18 protein-coding genes are annotated in these 19334 nt (G+C 64.6%); 8 read left to right on the top strand and 10 right to left on the bottom strand.

Going from position 1 to position 19334, the window contains the following annotated elements:
* Nucleotides 1-14: 14 nt before the first annotated feature.
* From queA to coaD, 5 genes are read right to left on the bottom strand one after another with little or no spacing between them, the layout of a single operon-like run.
* Entirely contained in the window at nt 15-1088 is a 1074-nt protein-coding gene (gene queA / locus IVB26_RS21780) for a tRNA preQ1(34) S-adenosylmethionine ribosyltransferase-isomerase QueA (protein ID WP_247967353.1), read from the bottom strand.
* Nucleotides 1089-1139: 51 nt separating this feature from the next.
* Nucleotides 1140-1604 carry a peptidylprolyl isomerase gene (locus IVB26_RS21785; protein WP_247967354.1) on the bottom strand — a complete coding sequence of 155 codons (465 nt, stop codon included), beginning with the start codon at nt 1602-1604 and terminating at the stop codon, nt 1140-1142.
* A complete protein-coding gene (locus IVB26_RS21790; protein WP_247967355.1) occupies nt 1601-2026 on the bottom strand; it encodes a hypothetical protein in 426 nt (141 codons plus the stop codon). Before IVB26_RS21790 ends, IVB26_RS21785 begins: the two co-directional genes overlap by 4 nt.
* A gap of 8 nt (nt 2027-2034) precedes the next feature.
* Nucleotides 2035-2598, bottom strand: a complete 564-nt coding sequence (locus tag IVB26_RS21795) for a peptidylprolyl isomerase (RefSeq protein WP_246925318.1) — start codon at nt 2596-2598, stop codon at nt 2035-2037.
* A 36-nt stretch (nt 2599-2634) separates the two neighbouring features.
* Entirely contained in the window at nt 2635-3132 is a 498-nt protein-coding gene (gene coaD / locus IVB26_RS21800; RefSeq protein ID WP_247967356.1) for a pantetheine-phosphate adenylyltransferase, read from the bottom strand.
* 259 nt (nt 3133-3391) lie between these two features.
* Between coaD and IVB26_RS21805 the strand changes: the two genes are divergently transcribed.
* Nucleotides 3392-3649, top strand: a complete 258-nt coding sequence (locus IVB26_RS21805; RefSeq protein ID WP_247330204.1) for a hypothetical protein — start codon at nt 3392-3394, stop codon at nt 3647-3649.
* Between the two features lie 180 nt (nt 3650-3829).
* Entirely contained in the window at nt 3830-5680 is a 1851-nt protein-coding gene (locus tag IVB26_RS21810; protein WP_247973239.1) for a potassium transporter Kup, read from the top strand.
* A gap of 86 nt (nt 5681-5766) precedes the next feature.
* Here the strand turns inward: IVB26_RS21810 and gyrA are convergent, their stop codons facing one another.
* Both gyrA and IVB26_RS21820 read right to left on the bottom strand, forming a co-directional pair.
* A complete protein-coding gene (gene gyrA, locus IVB26_RS21815; RefSeq protein ID WP_247967357.1) occupies nt 5767-8499 on the bottom strand; it encodes a DNA gyrase subunit A in 2733 nt (910 codons plus the stop codon).
* Nucleotides 8500-8854: 355 nt separating this feature from the next.
* Nucleotides 8855-9352: a single-stranded DNA-binding protein gene (locus IVB26_RS21820; protein ID WP_018317913.1), complete on the bottom strand. Its 498-nt coding sequence runs from the start codon at nt 9350-9352 to the stop codon at nt 8855-8857.
* 446 nt (nt 9353-9798) lie between these two features.
* Between IVB26_RS21820 and IVB26_RS21825 the strand changes: the two genes are divergently transcribed.
* The 5 genes from IVB26_RS21825 (at nt 9799) to IVB26_RS21845 (ending at nt 16416) form a co-directional block, all read left to right on the top strand.
* Nucleotides 9799-10548, top strand: a complete 750-nt coding sequence (locus IVB26_RS21825; protein WP_247967358.1) for an outer membrane protein — start codon at nt 9799-9801, stop codon at nt 10546-10548.
* 228 nt (nt 10549-10776) lie between these two features.
* Nucleotides 10777-11475 carry an outer membrane protein gene (locus IVB26_RS21830; protein WP_247967359.1) on the top strand — a complete coding sequence of 233 codons (699 nt, stop codon included), beginning with the start codon at nt 10777-10779 and terminating at the stop codon, nt 11473-11475.
* A gap of 224 nt (nt 11476-11699) precedes the next feature.
* The gene (locus IVB26_RS21835; protein WP_247973240.1) at nt 11700-12452 is read left to right on the top strand and encodes an outer membrane protein; all 753 of its coding nucleotides are present in this window, start codon (nt 11700-11702) and stop codon (nt 12450-12452) included.
* A 284-nt stretch (nt 12453-12736) separates the two neighbouring features.
* On the top strand, nt 12737-15718 hold the full coding sequence (gene uvrA / locus IVB26_RS21840; protein ID WP_247967360.1) for an excinuclease ABC subunit UvrA: 2982 nt from the start codon (nt 12737-12739) through the stop codon (nt 15716-15718).
* A 128-nt stretch (nt 15719-15846) separates the two neighbouring features.
* Nucleotides 15847-16416 carry a DinB family protein gene (locus IVB26_RS21845; protein ID WP_247967361.1) on the top strand — a complete coding sequence of 190 codons (570 nt, stop codon included), beginning with the start codon at nt 15847-15849 and terminating at the stop codon, nt 16414-16416.
* A 179-nt stretch (nt 16417-16595) separates the two neighbouring features.
* Here the strand turns inward: IVB26_RS21845 and IVB26_RS21850 are convergent, their stop codons facing one another.
* Nucleotides 16596-16823, bottom strand: a complete 228-nt coding sequence (locus IVB26_RS21850) for a DUF433 domain-containing protein (protein WP_247967362.1) — start codon at nt 16821-16823, stop codon at nt 16596-16598.
* Between the two features lie 101 nt (nt 16824-16924).
* Here IVB26_RS21850 and IVB26_RS21855 point away from each other — a divergent pair, with 101 nt between their 5' ends.
* Nucleotides 16925-17578, top strand: a complete 654-nt coding sequence (locus tag IVB26_RS21855; protein ID WP_247967363.1) for an HAD family hydrolase — start codon at nt 16925-16927, stop codon at nt 17576-17578.
* A 62-nt stretch (nt 17579-17640) separates the two neighbouring features.
* Here IVB26_RS21855 and IVB26_RS21860 read toward each other — a convergent pair whose 3' ends face one another.
* Together IVB26_RS21860 and IVB26_RS21865 are read right to left on the bottom strand one after the other, a co-directional pair.
* On the bottom strand, nt 17641-18594 hold the full coding sequence (locus IVB26_RS21860; RefSeq protein WP_247973241.1) for a YVTN family beta-propeller repeat protein: 954 nt from the start codon (nt 18592-18594) through the stop codon (nt 17641-17643).
* A 17-nt stretch (nt 18595-18611) separates the two neighbouring features.
* Entirely contained in the window at nt 18612-19178 is a 567-nt protein-coding gene (locus IVB26_RS21865; protein ID WP_247967364.1) for an SRPBCC family protein, read from the bottom strand.
* Between the last annotated feature and the right edge of the window lie 156 nt (nt 19179-19334).

Consider the following 19334-nt stretch of genomic DNA (forward strand, 5'->3'; position numbering starts at 1 on the left):
CTACGGCGCCGGCACTAGTCGTTTACCCGGAACAACAAGCACGCATCGCCGTACGAATAGAACCGGTAGCCATTCGCGATCGCGTGCGCATAGGCCTGCTGCATCGTCTCCAGCCCGGAGAACGCCGACACCAGCATGAACAGCGTCGACTTCGGCAAGTGGAAGTTCGTCATCAAAATATCCACCGCCCGGAAGCGATAGCCGGGCGTGATGAAGATCGCCGTCTCCGCCGCGAAGGGCTGGATCGCGCCATCTTCGCTCGCTGCGCTCTCAAGCAGTCGCAACGACGTCGTGCCGACGGCGATGATGCGGCCGCCGTTCTTTCGCGCGCTGCTGAGGCGCTCCGCCGTCTCGGCCGAGATCGTGCCCCACTCGGCATGCATCTTGTGGCCTTCGGTGTCGTCCACCTTCACCGGGAGGAACGTCCCTGCCCCGACATGCAGCGTGATGCGGTTGACCCCGACGCCCCGCGCGCGCAGCACCTGCTCCAGGGCCGGTGTGAAATGCAGTCCCGCGGTGGGCGCTGCGACCGCGCCTTCGTTCGCGGCGAACATGGTCTGGTAGTCGGCGAGATCCTGATCGTCGGGCGTGCGCTTGGAGGCGATGTAGGGCGGCAGCGGCGGGCTGCCGAGATCGGCGATGGCCTGATCCAGCGCCGGGCCGTGGAACGAGAACGACAGCGTGACCTCGCCCTCGGTGCCCTTGGCCTCGACCTCGGCATCGAGATGGCCGAGCAGGCAGACCTTGCCTTCATTGCCGAAGCGGACGCGGTCGCCGGCGACAAGCTTCTTCGCGGGCTTCACCAGCGCCTGCCAGCGCGAGCCGTCGAGACGCTTGATCAACGTCGCCTCGATCCTGGGCTCGGTCTCGCGGCCGATGCGGCGGCCCCTGAGCTGCGCTGCGATCACCTTGGTGTCATTGACGACGAGTTGGTCGCCCGCCTTCAGCCATTGCGGCAGGTCGGCGATGGTCTGGTCGCGCAGCGCACCGTTCTCCACGACCAGCATCCTCGCGGAGTCACGCGGGCTCGCCGGGCGCAGTGCAATACGCTCGGCGGGCAGGTCGAAATCGAACAGATCGGTGCGCACGTTTGATACCTAGGCGCGCCCCCGCCGAAGCGGGGGCACGACGCGCAGGTGTTACGCAGCGTCCGCGGCCATCCGCGCCTTGACGATCTTGTCGGGGTTCTGCACCGGCTCGCCGCGCTTGATCTTGTCGACGTTCTCCATGCCCTCGGTGACCTTGCCCCACACCGTGTACTGGTTGTCGAGGAAGCGGGCGTCGTCGAAGCAGATGAAGAACTGGCTGTCGCCGGAATCGGGGTTGGCGGCGCGCGCCATCGAGGTGGTGCCGCGCACATGCGGCTCCTTGTTGAACTCGGCTTTCAGCTTCTTGCCGGAGCCGCCGGTGCCGGTGCCCTGCGGGCAGCCGGTCTGCGCCATGAAGCCGTCGATCACGCGGTGGAACACGATGCCGTCATAGAAGCCCTCGCGCACGAGCTCCTTGATGCGCGCGACATGGCCGGGCGCGAGGTCGGGGCGCATCTCGATGGTGACGGGGCCCTGCGTGGTCTCGAGGATCAGGGTGTTTTCGGTGGCGCTCATGCTCGTCTCTCTTGCGTTGGGGGTGAAGTCTTGTCAGGCGACGTTTTGCGGTTGCGGAACTGGATCGCGAACGGTCGCCCCGCGGCGGCGCCGGCCATTGCATCGGTAAATGGCACCGGCGTGCAGCGCTGCAACGCCTCCATCACCGCGATCCGGTATTGCAGCCGGTCATTGTCGGAGGCCTCCGCGGATTCATAGGTAATCCTCGGATGGCCCAGAATGTTTCCGGCCCGGTTAAAGCTCACGACCACCGTGATGTCGAGGGGGCGCGCCTTGGCCGGCGATGGCGGCCTCCAGCAGGTACGCAGGTGCCGGAAGATGTCCTGGATGGTGTTGACCTGCCCATCCTGAGAGGCAGCGCCCGAGGTGCCGAACAGCAACACCGCGGCAACCAGCAGGAGCTTGTCACCACAGCGCGCCATCGCCGCTCCTATTTGATGTCGGAGGCGACCTGCACCTTCACCATCTTGTCGGGATCGGTCACGGCGCCGCCGGCGGAGCCGGGCGGTGCCTTCTTCAGCTTGTCGACGACGTCCATGCCCTGCACGACCTCGCCGATCACGGTGTACTGGTTATCGAGGCTGCCGCCGTCGGCAAACATGATGAAGAACTGCGAATTGGCGCTGTCGACGCTGTCGCCGCGCCGGGCCATGCCGACGATGCCACGCGCAAAATGCACCTTGGAGAATTCCTGCTTCAGGTTCGGATATTTCGAGCCGCCGGTGCCGTTGAACTTCTCGCCATCGCCAGTCTGCGCCATGAAGCCGTCCATGACGCGATGGAACGGCACGTTGTTATAATAGCCCTCGCGCGCGAGCTGCTTGATCCGCTCGGCATGCTGGGGCGCGATATCGGTGCGAAGCTTGATGACGATACGGCCCTTGGTGCTGTCGATGACGATGGCATTGGCCTTGTCGAGGCCCGCCGGCAATTGCTGCGCCACCGCCGGCACCGCGAACAGAAGCGCGGCAAGAACTGCGAGAATTCGGATCATGACAACTCCGGATCAGAGAGAAGAGGAAGCGCGCCGCTATGCGGCGAATTTTGCCTTGAGCTGTGCCGCAACCTGCGGCGGGACGAAGGCCGAGACATCCCCGCCCATGCCGGCGATCTGGCGGACTAAAGTGGCGGTGATCGGGCGAACCATGGGAGAGGCCGGCAGGAAGACCGTATGCACCTCGGGCGCCATCGCCTCGTTCATGCCGGCGAGCTGCATCTCGTAATCGAGGTCGCTGCCGTCGCGCAGGCCCCGAATCATGATGGTTGCACCGTGCTTGCGCGCCGCGGTCACTGACAGGTCGTCGAACGTCACCGCTTCGAGGACGCAGCCGGCCTGCGCCGCCACCGGCCCGCAGACATCATCGAGCATCTTCAGCCGCTCCTCGGTCGAGAACAGCGGCTTCTTGCCGGGGTGGACCCCGACCGCGACCACGAGCCGGTCGCACAGCGACACGCTATGTCGGACCACGTCCAGATGGCCGTTGGTGATGGGGTCGAAGGAACCGGGATAGAAGGCGATACGCGGCATGGCTCCCTCCTACCGCGCCCGGGCCGGCCCGGCAAGCCGGACCGGTTCCCTGGCCGTTTCAGGCGAAATCGTCGCCGGCCGTGTCGGCAGTGGCCGGTTTGTTTCGTCCTCGGGACAGCCACGAAACAAAACGGAGCGCGAACGAAACCATTTCCGGCGTCCGCGAAGACGTCTGGAAACTGGCCATGGTTACTAATCCGGCCAACGAAAAGACGGGCCGCACACTGGGCGTAGGCGGCCGCATCACAGGGGACTGTCAATGATCAAGGCTCTTTCAGCGATCGCACTCTCTGCGTCTGTTGCCGCAGCCCTCACCCTCCTGCCCGGCTTTGCCCCGACCGTCGAAGCCAGCGTGCCGCAGCCGCTGGCCAAGAGTGACCGGCTCGATATCCGCGCCATCGGGAAAGACTGCTCGCAGCAGGCCTGGCCGAATTTCGAGGCCTCGTGCCTGCGCAAGGCTGGCACCAAGGCGAATGTCCGCGAGGCGCGCCTCGTGACCGCTAACCGGATGCCGTAGTCGGGTCTGTCAGCTTCGCGTCATATAATCCCGATGGAGTTTTGCGACGTCTCATCGCAGACTGGGCGATGATCGCGCCCAGCGGAATGGCCCGTTGGGCGCGATCCCATTGGGGGGCCGCCCTTGTCCAGTACGCCCGCAGTCGCTTCCGGCCACCACCCAGATCCGCTGCCGCTTGCCATGACCATGGGCGCCCTCGGCGTCGTCTACGGCGATATCGGCACCAGCCCCCTCTACGCCCTGAAGGAAGCCGCTAAGGCGGCCGCCCACGGCGCGACGATCGCGCCCGAAGCCGTCCTGGGGGTGGTCTCGCTGATCCTCTGGGCCCTGCTGCTGATCATCTCGCTGAAATATGCGCTGTTGATCCTGCGCGCGGACAATCGCGGCGAAGGCGGCATCGTCGCGCTGCTCGCCCTGCTCCACGCCCGCCATGCCCAGCCCGGCACATGGCGCGCCCATCTCCTGGTGGTCGGCCTCGTCGGCGCCGCCCTGCTCTATGGCGATGGCGCGATCACGCCGGCAATCTCCGTGCTCAGCGCCATCGAGGGCCTCAAGGTCGATGCCCCCTCACTCGCGCCCGTCGTGGTGCCCGTGACCGTCGCCATCCTGATCGGCCTGTTCATGATGCAGAAGCAGGGCACCGGCTTCATTGGCCGCATCTTCGGACCGGTGATGCTGGCCTGGTTCGTCGTGCTCGCCGCGCTCGGCATCCACGGCATCGTCAAGGCGCCGGCCGTACTGGCGGCGCTCAGCCCGCTCTATGCCTTCGAATTCCTGATCCACCAGGATTTTCACATCTCATTCGGAATTCTCGGCGCGGCCTTTCTCGCGGTGACCGGCGGCGAGGCCATGTATGCCGACATGGGGCATTTCGGTCGCTTCCCGATCCGCCTCGCCTGGTTTGCTATCTGTCTGCCGGCGCTGGTGCTGAACTATTTCGGCCAGGCCGCGCTGCTGATCACCGATCCCGCCATGATCGAGAATCCGTTCTTCCAGCTCTGCCCCGACGCCCTGCACTATCCGCTCGTCGCGTTCTCGGCGGTCGCCACCGTGATCGCTTCGCAGGCGATCATCTCCGGCGTGTTCTCGCTGACCCAGCAGTCGATCCAGCTCGGCTTCCTGCCGCGCATGCAGATCCGCCACACGAGCAATGCAATCGGGCAGATCTACGTGCCCCTGGTGAACTGGCTGCTCGCCGCCGCCACGCTGGGGGCGGTCCTGAGTTTCGGCACGTCGGACGCGCTTGCCGGCGCCTATGGCATCGCGGTGTCGCTGCTGATGGCGATCACGACGCTGCTCGCCGCGCTGGTCGCGATCCAGTGGGGCTATTCGCCCTGGCTGGTGGTGGCCGTGAATGGGGCCTTCTTCGTCATCGACGTGATCTTCTTCTCGGCCAACTCGGTCAAGCTGTTCGAGGGCGGCTGGTTTCCGCTGCTGCTCGCCGGCCTCGTCGCCTTCCTGATGCTGACCTGGCGCTCCGGCGTCAAGCTGGTCGAGGTCGCGCGCGCGAAGCTGCGCCAGCCGGAGGAGGACCTGATCGAGACCGCGGTCAACAAGTGCCACGCAAGGCTGCCCGGGACCGCCGTATTCCTGGCATCCGCACCGCGCGGCGTGCCGCTCGCGCTCACCCAGTTCGTCAAGCATAACCGGGTGCTGCACGAACGCGTGCTGCTGGTCAGCGTGCTGATCGAGGAATCCCCGCACATCGCCGACGAGGAACGCGCCGAGATGATCGAGATCATTCCCGGCATCACCCGCGTGATCCTGCATTACGGCTTCATGCAGAACCCGACGATCTATGAGGGACTGAAGCTCGTCTGCCGCCAGAGCAAGTTGCCCGGCGTCGATCTCTCCGACATCACCTATTACGTGGGACGCGAGACCATCATCCCCAGCGAGAACATTCCGGGCATGTGGGTCTGGCGCGAAGGCGTGTTCGCCTTCCTCCAGCGCAACGCCGAACGCTCGGCCGCGTTCTTCGGCGTGCCGACCCGGCAGGTGGTGGAGTTCGGCACGGAGCTGGAGATCTAGCGGGAGTGCGTAGCCCGGATGGAGCGAAGCGCAATCCGGGACTCTTTTACGGGCAGCGGCTCCATCCGGGCTACGAGCGGCTACCCTTACTCCCCATTCGCTCCGTTCCCGCTCTCCGCCTCTTCCGTGATGTGCTCGACCGACACCACATGCTCGTCCTCGGCGGTGTCGAACACGATCACGCCTTGCGTCGATCTTCCGGCGATGCGGATGCCCTCGACCGGGCAGCGGATCAGCTGGCCCTTGTCGGTGACCAGCATGATCTGATCCGCCTCCTCAACCGGGAAGGACGCCACGAGATTGCCGTTGCGGTTGTTGACGCTCATCGCGACGATGCCTTTGCCGCCGCGACCCGTGGTGCGGTACTCGTAGGACAAGGTCCGCTTGCCATAGCCGTTGACGGAGACGGTGAGCACGACCTGCTCCTGCGCCGACATCTCGGCGTAACGCTCCTGCGCCAGCTGGAAGCTGCCGGAGGTCTCCTCGGCCTCGCCGTCCACGGCCGTGTCTTCGGCCGCGGCCTCGCCTGCGACCGCGCGGCGCATCTTCAAGTACGCCGAACGCTCGTCCGAGGTGGTCTCGACATGGCGCAGGATCGCCAGCGAAATCACCTTGTCGCCCTCGCCAAGGGCGATACCGCGCACGCCCATCGAGGTGCGCCCGGTGAACACGCGCACGTCGGGGACCGGGAAGCGGATGCACTGACCGCCGGCGGCGGTCAGCAGCACGTCGTCGCGCTCCGTGCAGATCTGCACGTCGACAATCGCCTCGCCGTCGTCGAGCTTCATCGCGATGATGCCGGAGCGGCGGACGTCGACGAAGTCCGACAGCTTGTTGCGCCGGACGTTGCCGCCCGTGGTGGCGAACATCACGTCGAGGTTGCCCCAGGTCGATTCGTCCTCCGGCAGCGGCATGATGGTGGTGATGCGCTCGCCCTGCTCCAGCGGCAGGATGTTGATCAGCGCCTTGCCGCGCGCGTTCGGCGCGGCCATCGGCAGGCGCCAGACCTTTTCCTTGTAGACCTGGCCGCGCGAGGAGAAGAACAGCACCGGCGTATGCGTGGAAGCCACGAACAGGCGCGAAACGAAATCCTCGTCGCGGGTCTGCATGCCGGCACGGCCCTTGCCGCCGCGGCGCTGCGCCCGATAGGCCGACAGTGGCACGCGCTTGACGTAGCCGGCGTGGGACACGGTGACGACCATGTCCTCGCGCTGAATCAGGTCCTCGTCCTCGACCTCGCCTTCCTGCTCGATGATGACGGTGCGCCGCGGCGTGGCGAACTCGGCCTTCACCTCGGCGAGCTCGGTCTTGATGATGCCCAGCACGCGGTCGCGCGAGCGCAGGATGTCGAGATAATCGGCGATTTCGCCCGCGAGCTTGTCGAGCTCCTCGCGGATCTCGTCGCGGCCGAGTGCGGTGAGGCGTTGCAGGCGCAGGTCGAGGATGGCCCTCGCCTGCTCCATCGACAGCCGGATCGTTCCGTCGGCGCTGATGCGATGGCGCGGATCGTCGATCAGCGTTAGCATGTCCTCGACGTCCCGTGCGGGCCAGTCGCGCGACATCAGGCTGTCGCGGGCGGTGGTCGGGTCGGGCGAGGTCCGGATCACGCGGATCATCTCGTCGATATTGGCGACCGCGATCGCGAGACCGACGAGGATGTGCGCGCGATCGCGCGCCTTGGCCAACAGGTACTTGGTGCGCCGCGTGACGACCCGCTCGCCGAAGTCGACGAAGATGGCCAGCAGGTCCTTCAGATGCATGATCCGCGGACGGCCGCTGTCGAGCGCCACCATGTTGACGCCGAAGCTGGTCTGCAGCGGCGTGAATCTGTACAGCTGGTTCAGCACCACATCCGGCACGGCGTCGCGCTTCAACTCGATGACGACGCGGTAGCCATCGCGATCGGATTCATCGCGCAGGTCGCCGATGCCCTCGATCTTCTTTTCCTTGACCAGCTCGGCGATGCGCTCGACCATCGTCGCCTTGTTCACCTGGTAGGGAATCTCGGTGACGATGATCGCCTCGCGCTCCTTGCGGATGGTCTCGATCGCGACCTTGCCGCGCATCACGATCGAGCCGCGGCCGAGGTGGTAGGCCGAGCGGATACCCTGCCGTCCCAGGATGACGCCGCCGGTCGGGAAATCCGGTCCCGGCACGATGTTGATGAGCTCGTCGATGGTGAGCGCGGGGTTGTCGATCAGCGCGACGCAGGCGTCGATGACCTCGCCGAGATTGTGCGGCGGGATGTTGGTCGCCATGCCGACCGCGATGCCGCCCGCACCGTTGACGAGAAGGTTCGGGAACTTGGCCGGCAAGACCGATGGTTCGGTCTCGTTGTTGTCGTAGTTCGGCTGGAAGTCGACGGTGTCCTTGTCGATGTCGGCCAGCAGCGCCAGCGCCGCCTTTGTCAGGCGGGCTTCGGTGTAACGATAGGCGGCCGGGGGATCGCCGTCGACCGAGCCGAAATTGCCCTGGCCGTCGATCAGCGGCACGCGCATGGAGAAGTCTTGCGCCATCCGGACCATGGCGTCGTAGATCGACTGGTCGCCATGCGGATGATACTTACCGATGACGTCACCGACCACGCGGGCGGACTTGACGTACTTCTTGTCTGGCGTGTGCCCCTGCTCGTTCATCGAGAACAGGATGCGGCGGTGCACCGGCTTCAGACCGTCGCGGGCATCAGGCAGCGCCCGCGCCACGATCACGCTCATGGCGTAGTCGAGATAGGACTTCTTCATCTCCTCGAAGATGGAGACGGGGCGAATATCCGAGGGTTGCGCCGGCTGGTCGCCGGGCTTGTCGTCGTCGTCAGCCAAGGGGAAATCCGGTGAGGTTTTATCTGGGAATCATATAGCGCATCGAGCCCCTGATAACCACCCTTGCAGGCTCCAGGGAAGCGCTTTTTCCGTCTATTTTTCCAATAGCTTACGGCGTTGCGGGGAGCGTCTCGGACAGCCCTGGAACAGGCCTTCCGAAATCGCCGCTGACACCCTCGTCGATCGCGCGGCGAGCGCATGTCATCGGCCTGTTTTGCGCTGGCGCCGTCCGACTTCAACTCAAATATGAAGCGGGCCCGGAAATCCCGAGCCCTTCCTGTCGATTAGTAAAGTTTGCTGACACGACGTGGAAGGCGCGGCTCAATCGGCCAGCGCCCTGATCGTCCGATCGCCCTCAGAACGGGATATCGTCGTCCATGTCGCTGTTGCGGCCACCGCCGCCGGCGGCAACGGGACGGCGCGGTGCGCTGCTGACGGGTCCGGAGGAGCCGAAATCGCCGCCCGGCTCATCGCCGAAGCTGCCGCCTCCACCGCCGCCGCCGCGGCCGTCGAGCATCGTGAGAGTCGAGTTGAAGCCCTGGAGCACCACCTCTGTCGAGTACTTCTCGACGCCGCTCTGATCGGTCCATTTGCGGGTCTGGAGCGCGCCCTCGATGTAAACCTTGGCGCCCTTCTTCAGGTACTGTTCGGCGACCTTGCAGAGACCCTCATTGAAGATCACGACGCGGTGCCACTCGGTCTTCTCCTTGCGCTCGCCGGAGTTCTTGTCGCGCCAGGTCTCCGAGGTGGCGATGCTCAGATTCGCAATCGGCCGCCCGTCCTGGGTGCGGCGGATTTCAGGATCCTTGCCGAGATTTCCAACCAGAATGACCTTATTGACGCTTCCCGCCATCGCCGCTCTCCACTCCGAATGCCACTGAATTCAAAAGGCCGAGCGCACTACCCGCGTTCCTCTGCGCCTGTTGAGGCGACCCTATACACTTGCAGGCGCCGCTCAGCCCGTCACCCCAGGGTTATCCCCACTATATAGCACCGACCGGAAATTTGTTCCAGATTTGTTCCTACGGAATCAATCGCCAAATGTGGAGACGGAATGGCATCTAAATGGCGCCGCGATGGCAATTGGGATGGAACCAGACCGAGTTCCCACAAATGCCAAATACCACTTAACATTCATTAAGTTAGGACCAAGTCGATTACACCCAACTGTTGCGCTCCGGGCACGGACTCTGCCGCAGAATCGAGCTATCGTCGTGCCTGGAATTGATGCAATGGGCCTCGCGCCTGATAGTCCGCCTTGGGGAACTCAGAGAGGCGGACACGACTGGGGAGATTACAATGAAGAAGATCCTGATCGGCTTCGTCGGCGCGGTTGCGCTGACCGTCTCGGCTCCGGCCGGTGCTGCGGACCTCGCAGCCCGTCCCTATACCAAGGCGCCGGTCGCGCCGCCCGCTCCGATCTATACCTGGACCGGCTTCTACGTCGGTGTGCAGGGCGGCGGTGCCTGGGGCCGCAGCGACGAAACCTTCTTTGGCGCTCCGAATACGGCGATATTTGCTGGAAGTCAGAACTACGACACCACCGGCGGCTTTGTCGGTGGGGTGTTCGGCTACAACTGGCAGGCGGCCAACTGGGTGTTCGGCATCGAGGGCGACTATCATTGGGCTGACATCAACGGTCGTTCGGCCGAAATCAATGCCGGCCTCGGCGACACCTATTTCACGAGAATCCGCGGCTTCGGCGACATCAAGGGCCGTCTCGGCTACTCGACCGGCCCCGCTCTCTTGTTCGTCAGCGGTGGCGCTGCGGTCGGCGACATTCAGCACCGTTATGATGGCATCCCCGGAAACGTCTTCATCCAGAACAACACCCGCTGGGGTTGGACCGTCGGCGCCGGCGCGGAATACATGTTCGCTCCGAACTGGTCGGCCAAGGTCGAATACAACTACATCGACTTCGGCAGCAGCACGATCCAGTACTCCGCAGTGCCCACCAACCGCTCCGAGTGGACCGATACCGTTCACACCGTCAAGGCAGGCGTGAACTATCACTTCAACTGGGGCGGGCTGGGCACCACCAGGTACTGATATCCCTCTGACATCATTGAAGTCTAAGGCCGGCCTCGCGCCGGCCTTTTTCGTTTGACCGCAAGCCGGATGAGTCAGTCACGCTTACGTTTTGGGTACCCTGTGGCTTTTTGGAGACACAACTTGCGGCTTTGGTGGTGTAAGTACGGCGTCAGTTGGACACAGAGTCCGCTGCCCTTCCGCCCGCGGAAGGCAACAACAGAAACTGGGACTGGGATTAAGTTGAAAATGAAGAAGGTTTTGTTGGCTTCGGCCTGTTTGTTCGCTCTGGCGGCCCCCGCTTCGGCTGCTGACCTCGCGGCCCGCCCCTACACCAAGGCTCCGATCGCTCCGATGGCTTCGGTCTACAACTGGACCGGTTTCTATCTCGGTGTCGTCGGTGGCGGCGCCTGGGAAAGCGGTTCCGGCGACCCCCGGATGAAGGGCGGCTTCGTCGGCGGCACCGGCGGCTACAACTGGCAGACCGGCAACGTCGTGTTCGGCATCGAGGCTGATGGCTCGTGGGCCGACGTCAGCGCCTCGGCGTCCACTCCGGTTCTCGTTGGCGGCGCCATCGTCCCGTTTACGGTGACCTCGCGCATCGACGCGCTCGGCACCGTGCGCGGCCGTCTCGGCTGGGCCGTCAACAACGTCCTGTTCTACGGCACAGGTGGTTACGCCTGGATCGACAACAAGATCACCGCCGGCACGCCTGGCCTGACCTTCTCCGAGTCCAAGTGGCATTCGGGTTGGACCGTCGGCGCTGGCATCGAGGCCTTCTTCGCTCCGCAGTGGTCGGTCAAGGGCGAGTACCTCTATCGCAGCCTGGGCGGCGAGACCTATTTCTCGGGCATCGGCGCTCCGGTTAACACCGGCACCCTCAACCTCCACACCGTGCAGGTCGGCGTGAACTATCACTTCGGCGCCCCGGTGGTCGCCAAGTACTAAGTCAACGCTCCAACGCTTCGCGTTACGAAAGGCCGGCCTCGCGCCGGCCTTTTTGTTTGTCCGCGACAACCCGCTTGCTGGCCAGCGTTTTTGGAGAGATGTGGCGCCCGGGTGACACAACCTTTGGCTTCAATGGTATAAAACAATGGCATTGGTCGGGCATAGGTCCGCTGCTCTTCCGCTTTTTGGAAGGCAAAAACGAGAAACGGAACTGGGGAATCGATATGAAGAAGATTTTGCTGGCTTCGGCCGGTTTGTTCGTACTCAGCGCGCTGGCACCGGCCTCGGCGGCCGATTTGGCGGCCCGCCCCTACACCAAGGCTCCGGTCGCGCCGATCGCAATGTATAATTGGAGCGGTTTCTACATCGGCATCAACGGCGGTGGCGCCTCGAGCCGCAATTGCTGGGATGTCAACAATATCTTCGGCATTGCAGGACCAGACACGCCCGAAGGCTGTCACAATGCAACCGGCGGCGTCGTCGGTGGCCAGGTCGGTTATCGCTGGCAGTCGGCCAACTGGGTGTTTGGTCTCGAAGCTCAGGGCGACTGGGCCAACCTGAAGGGCTCCAATACGAGCTTGGTGCTTGGGCCGCCCGCGCTGGTCAACCAGACCAAGATCGATGCGCTGGGCCTGTTCACCGGCCAGATCGGCTACGCCTGGAACAACGTGCTCTGGTATGTGAAGGGCGGCGCGGCCGTCACGCACGCCAAATATAACGGTCTGCTGGGCGGCGTCGTCCTCGATAGCGCCAGCGAAACGCGCTGGGGCGGCGCGGTCGGCACCGGCGTGGAATTCGGTTTCGCCCCGAACTGGTCCGTCGCGATCGAGTACGACCATCTGTTCATGGGCCGCCGCAACAACTCGTTCACGATTCTCGGTGTCAACGACCGCATCGACCGTATCAAGCAGGACGTCGACATGGGCACCGTCCGCCTCAACTACACCTTTGGCGGCCCGGTGGTCGCCCGGTATTGATCGGAAGTCCCGATCTACCGACGTCACATCGTCACGAAAGGCCGGCCTTGCGCCGGCCTTTTTGTTTGGGCGGACACGTCCCGCGAGGTTCCGCCCGCCCCGCTCCTGCCAGATGCCGCCAGCGCGCCAACATTCCGTTGACGATTCGCAACTCCCTCTGGAAATCCGCCCGCGTTCTTCCTACGTTCGCTGCCAACCCCATCGGCGCCGATCCCGGTTCCGGGCGAAGCGCGCCTTGACGTTGGCGCGATCGCGAGCCTTTGGGCTCCTTGAGGGCAACTCGGATGGATGAAGTGATTAAGGCGAAGCGCCACCAGCAGAACGCGGGCTCCAGCCTGCGCGCAATTACGATCCGTGGCGCGCGCGAGCACAACCTCAAGAACATCGATGTCGAGATTCCCCGCGACAAGCTGGTGGTGTTCACCGGCCTGTCAGGCTCCGGAAAATCCTCGCTCGCCTTCGACACGATCTACGCCGAGGGCCAGCGCCGCTACGTCGAATCGTTGTCGGCCTACGCGCGTCAGTTCCTGGAGATGATGCAGAAGCCTGACGTCGACCAGATCGACGGCCTGTCGCCGGCGATCTCGATCGAGCAGAAGACGACCTCGAAGAACCCTCGCTCCACCGTCGGCACCGTCACCGAGATCTACGACTACATGCGCCTGCTCTGGGCGCGCGTCGGCGTGCCCTATTCGCCGGCCACGGGCCTTCCGATCGAGAGCCAGACCGTCTCGCAGATGGTCGACCGCGTGCTGGCGCTGCCCGAGGGCACCCGTCTCTATCTGCTCGCGCCGGTCGTGCGCGGCCGCAAGGGCGAGTACCGCAAGGAGCTCGCCGAATGGCTCAAGAAGGGCTTTCAGCGCGTCAAGATCGACGGCACCTTTCATGAGCTGGCGGAAGCGCCGACGCTCGACAAGAAATTCCCGCATGACATCGACGTCGTCGTCGATCGCATCGTGGTGCGCGCCGACATCGGCCAGCGTCTCGCCGAGAGCTTTGAGACCGCGCTGAAGCTCGCCGAGGGCCTGGCCGTCGTCGAGTTCGCCGACGCGCCGGCGGCGGCACCCGCCGAAGAGAAAGAGAAAAAGAAGACCGCGAAGATCCACGACAAGAGCGGTCCCGAGCGCATGCTGTTCTCGGAAAAGTTCGCCTGCCCGGTCTCCGGCTTCACCATTCCCGAGGTCGAGCCCAGGCTCTTTTCCTTCAACAACCCCTACGGCGCCTGCCCCGCCTGCGGCGGCCTCGGCGTCGAGCAGCATGTCGACGAGGATCTCGTGATCCCCGACAAGGAGCTCGCGATCGGCAAGGGCGCGATCGCGCCCTGGGCGAAATCGTCCTCGCCTTATTACGTGCAGACGCTGACCGCGCTCGGCAAGCACTACAAATTCACGCTGACCACCAAGTGGAAGGATCTGCCGAAGAAGACGCAGAACGCGATCCTTCATGGCTCCGGCGAGGACGAGATCAAGTTCTCCTACGAGGACGGGGTACGTTCCTACGACACCAAGAAGCCGTTCGAGGGCGTCATCACCAACATCAACCGCCGCTATCGCGAAACCGAAAGCGAGTGGGCGCGCGAGGAGCTGGCGAAGTATTTCCACGACGTGCCATGCGAGGGCTGCAAGGGTTTCCGCCTCAAGCCCGAGGCGCTCTGCGTCAAGATCGGGACCAAGCATATCGGCGAGATCTCGGAGCTGTCGGTCAGGAAGGCCGGCGAATGGTTCGAGACCGTGCCCGACGCGCTGAACGCGCAGCAGAACGAGATCGCCGGCCGCATCCTCAAGGAGATCCGCGAGCGCCTCACCTTCCTGCTCGACGTCGGCCTCAACTACCTCACCTTGTCTCGCTCCTCCGGCACGCTGTCCGGCGGCGAGAGCCAGCGCATTCGCCTGGCCTCGCAGATCGGCTCTGGCCTGACAGGCGTGCTCTACGTGCTCGACGAGCCCTCGATCGGCCTGCACCAACGCGACAACGCCCGCCTGCTCGACACCCTCAAGCGGCTGCGCGACCTCGGCAACACCGTGATCGTGGTCGAGCATGACGAGGACGCCATCCTCCTCGCCGACCACGTCCTCGACATCGGCCCCGGCGCCGGCATGCATGGCGGCAACATCATCGCCGAAGGCACGCCCGCCGAGATCATGCGCAATCCGAAATCGCTCACCGGCAAGTACCTGACCGGCGAGCTCGAGGTCGAGGTGCCGGAGCGGCGCCCGCCGAACCATCGCCGCACCATCAAGGTGGTCAACGCGCGCGGCAATAACCTCAAGAACGTCACCGCCGAGATTCCGCTCGGCCTGTTCACGGCCGTCACCGGCGTCTCCGGCGGCGGCAAGTCGACGCTGCTGATCGACACGCTCTACAAGTCGATCGCCCGCAAGCTGAACAACGCCAGCGAAGGCGCCGCCCCGCACGACCGCATCGAGGGCTTGGAGCATATCGACAAGATCATCGATATCGACCAGTCGCCGATCGGCCGCACCCCGCGCTCGAATCCGGCGACCTATACCGGCGCCTTCACGCCGATTCGCGAATGGTTCGCCGGCCTGCCCGAGTCCAAGGCGCGCGGCTACGAGCCCGGCCGCTTCTCCTTCAACGTCAAGGGCGGCCGCTGCGAGGCCTGCCAGGGCGACGGCGTCATCAAGATCGAGATGCACTTCCTGCCCGACGTCTACGTCACCTGCGACGTCTGCAAGGGCAAGCGCTACAACCGCGAGACGCTGGAGGTGCTGTTCAAGGGCAAGAGTATCGCCGACGTGCTCGACATGACCGTCGAGGAAGCCGCCGACTTCTTCAAGGCGGTGCCGCGCGTGCGCGAGACCTTCCAGACCCTGCACCGCGTCGGCCTCGACTACATCCATGTCGGCCAGCAGGCCACCACGCTCTCGGGCGGCGAAGCCCAGCGCGTCAAGCTGGCCAAGGAGCTGTCCAAGCGCGCCACCGGCCGCACGCTGTACATCCTGGACGAGCCGACCACCGGCCTGCACTTCCACGACGTCAAGAAGCTGCTGGAGGTGCTGCACGAGCTGGTCGCGCAGGGCAACACGGTCGTCGTCATCGAGCACAATCTCGAAGTCATCAAGACCGCCGATTGGGTCATCGACCTCGGCCCCGAAGGCGGCGACGGCGGCGGCGAGATCGTCGCCTGGGGCCCGCCGGAGGATATCGCGAAGGCGCCGCGGAGCTATACGGGCAAGTTTCTGGCGCCGGTGCTGAAGAAGGCGGGGAAGCCGAAGCGAAGGACCACGAGCGAGGCGGCGGAGTAGTTGCTCTGAACCGAAGCCGTAGGGCGGATTAGCGAAGCGTAATCCGCCACTGCTCTTCCTGCGCAACGAGCTGGACCACGCATCGTGATCCCGCCCGACGAACCACGCACGATCGGGGAAGAACCGACATGTCCGCAGGACTTGTGCAAACCTATCGCGCCTTCGCCTACAACAATGCCTGGGCGAACCATCGGCTGCTCGCGGCCTGCGCCGCGCTGTCCCAGCCGGAATTCGAAGCCCACCGCACCGGCTTCTTTCCAAGCCTGCAGCGCACGCTGAACCACATCTACGTCATCGATCTCTTCTACATCGACGCGCTCGAGGGTGGCCGGCTCGGACCACGAGCCTGGGAGAACGAAGTTCCGTTTCCTGCCCTCACTGCGCTGAAATCCGCGCAAGCCGCGATGGACAAGCGCCTGATCGCCATCTGCGATGCACTGACGCCCGCGGGGCTCGATGAGGTCGTGAAGATCAACCGCGATACACGCGTGCAGACCGAGCGGTGCGACCGGCTGCTCATGCATCTCTTCCAGCACCAGATCCATCATCGGGGACAGGCGCATGCGATGCTGTCCGAGACAACCGTCGCGCCGCCGCAACTCGACGAGTTCTTTGCGGAAGGCGAAGCGCCACTCCGGGCTGCCGAGTTCGCCAAGTTCGGCTGGACCGAAGAGACCGTCTGGACATCCCGGACGTAAGCCACGCCAAAAACTCCGGCGGCACATGGTCGGTCAGCCACACGCCATTGTCTGCGCGAAAAACGTGAAGCCCTTGGCATGCATGCCGCCGGAATCGATCTTGGAGACGATCGCATCCAACGCGACGCATGGCTTCCGCGAGTGCTGGTGGAAGCTGAGCATCGATTAGGAAGCGCAAACTATTTGGCCGCTCTGATCGGGTGATCGACCTGACGGGCGGCATAGGCGAGCGCCGCGTCGATGTCGGCCTCTTCTAGATATGGATAGTCTTCTAAAATGCTCTCACGCGACTGTCCCGCGGACAACAGTCCCAAGACGTCGGCGACCGTGATGCGGAGATCGCGAATACAAGGGCGCCCATGCATACGCTGGGGATCGACCGTAATCCTTGCCAGTAGCTCCGTCATCTGGCACCTCTGGATCAAAATATAGCATCTCTCGTCGCATTGGTCAGCGCGTCCCCGGCTGAACGGGATGCGCAGGTCCGCTTGGCTCTTCCGTCTCCTCCATGCCCTACGCCCTCGCCATCTTCGACCTCGACGGCACGCTGGCCGACAGCTTCCCGTGGTTCCTGCGCACCATCAACGATGTCGCCGATCGCTTCAATTTTCGTCGTGTCTCGGATGGGGAGATCGAAGAGCTCAGGCATGCATCGAGCCGGGAGATCCTCACCCGGCTCGAGGTACCCTTGTGGAAGCTGCCGGCGATCGCGCGGCATGCGCGGCGGCTGAAGGCGGAGGCGGCAGCCGAGATTCCGCTGTTTGCGGGCGTCGAGACGATGCTGCGGACGCTTAGCGAGAATGGCGTGCAGCTGGCGCTGGTGACCTCCGACAGCGAGGCCAATGCGCGCGAGAAGCTTGGGGATGCCGCCGCGCTGTTTTCGCATTTCGACTGTGCAGCGTCGCTGTTCGGCAAGCCCGCGAAATTCCGCCGGGTCGTGCGGCGCGCGGGCGTCCAGCCAGGCAACGTGATTGCGATCGGCGACGAGGTGCGCGACGTCGACGCGGCCCGCGCCGTTGGCATCGCCTGCGGCGCGGTATGCTGGGGTTACGCGGCGCCGGCGGCGTTGCGGGCGCTGGGGCCGGATCACGTGTTCGAGCGGATGGATGAGATTGTGTTGACGCTGTGCCCCGGTGCCGTAGGGCGGATTAGCGGAGCGTAATCCGCCGATCGATCGTCGATGCTAGATGGCGGATTACGCTTCGCTAATCCGCCCTACACGCCCTACTCCGTCTTCCGCAAAAACGCCCCGAACGCGCGCGGGCCGTCTCCGGTCTTGATCTCGCCGATCACCTTCAGCTCAGTCGCGTCGATGATGCTGAGCGTGTTGCTCTCCCAGCAGGCGACGATGACGCGCTTGCCGTCGGCGGTTGCATTGATGCCTTCGGGATAGTCGCCGACATTGATCCGCTTGATCGGCTTCAGGCTCGCCAGGTCGAACACGCTGACGGTGCCGCCATATTGATCACTGACGAAGCCACGCCCCAGCGTCAGCGCCACCGCGTAGGGCCGCATCCCGACCGGCACGCGCCCGATCTCGCGCATCTCCGCGATGTCGATCACGGATACGTCGTCGGAGCCGACATTGGCGGTGTAGGCGCGCTTGCCGTCCGCGTCGATGGTGACGCCGAACGGACGGGTGCCGACCTTGATCGTCGCCTTGCGCTGACGCGCCGTGGTGTCCACCACCGAGACGCTGTCGTCGTCACGGTCCGCCGAGAGCAGCAGCTTGCCGTCCGGCGTCACCGCCAGCCCCGAGGGCGAAGCGCCGACCGCGATGCTGGCGGTGACGCTGCGCGAGGCCGTGTCGATCACCCGCACCGCGGCGGCATACCAGTCGGCGACATAGACCGACTTGCCGTCGGGCGCCACCGCAATGCCGAGCGGCCCGCCACCGACCTCGATGCGTCCGGCAACCTGCCGCGTGGTGGCGTCGACGACCGTCACCGCCTTGGCGTCGGGGCTCGTCACATAGGCAAAGCGTCCGTCGGCGCTGACGGCCACCCCCGCCGGCTTGCCGCCGATGGCGATGGTTGCCACGCTACGCGAGGTCGCGAGGTCCACGACCATCAGATCGTCGCTGAGCTGGTTGGTGACGAACGCCTCTTCAGCGCACGCGCTGCCGGGACCAGCCCAGCAAAGGCTGGCAACGAGCGCCGCCAAGAGCAGCGCCCGCAAGTCCAGTGCCCGCACGATCAGCTACCGCTCTCGATCTTCTTCTTCAGCGCCTCGAGGCCGGTCTTGTAGAGCTCGCTCACCGCCTTCACCGCGGCCTCGTCGCTCAGCTCCGGCGGCGGATCGTTGTTGGGAAAGCCGCGGTAGAACGCGCCGGCCCATTCCAACTTGGACTTGCCGTCGGGCGCCGGCGACACCGTCAAGGTCGAGGAATAATTGGTCACCGGCAGCACCTTCACGTCGACCTTGGTGATCCGGTACGAGTAGCTCTGCATGTCGGGCTCGTATTTGTAGAGCTCCTCCTCGACCGTCGGGCCGCCTGTCAGGGTCAGCGTCCGCGTCGCGCCGATCTCGTTGCCCTTCTCACCCGTGGTCTTGGTGACGATCGGGAGCCAGCTCATGTCCTGGAAATTGGAGATCGCGGCCCAGACCTTGGCCGGCGGCGCACTGATCTCGATGGATTCCCGCACCTTCTGCCGAGTCGGCCCATGCGCCCACGCCGGGCCAAAGGTCGCCGTCAAGCCTGCCGCCCCAATCACAGCCAGCGCCGCAGCCACCGCCGTGCGCCGTCCAATCGTCACCCTCATCTCGTTTCCTCATACGTCCAGTTGATCATGCGCGACTTGGAATGCGCGCTCCGGTCATCCTAGCGTATTTTGGGGCCGAGGGGAGACCGGTTCGTGGCGCCCTTGCGGCGGCACTCGGCACAGCCCACAACCTGTTGCGCTGCCTGTCGGGCAAAA

This window comes from Bradyrhizobium sp. 195, assembly GCF_023101665.1.
Classification (GTDB): domain Bacteria; phylum Pseudomonadota; class Alphaproteobacteria; order Rhizobiales; family Xanthobacteraceae; genus Bradyrhizobium.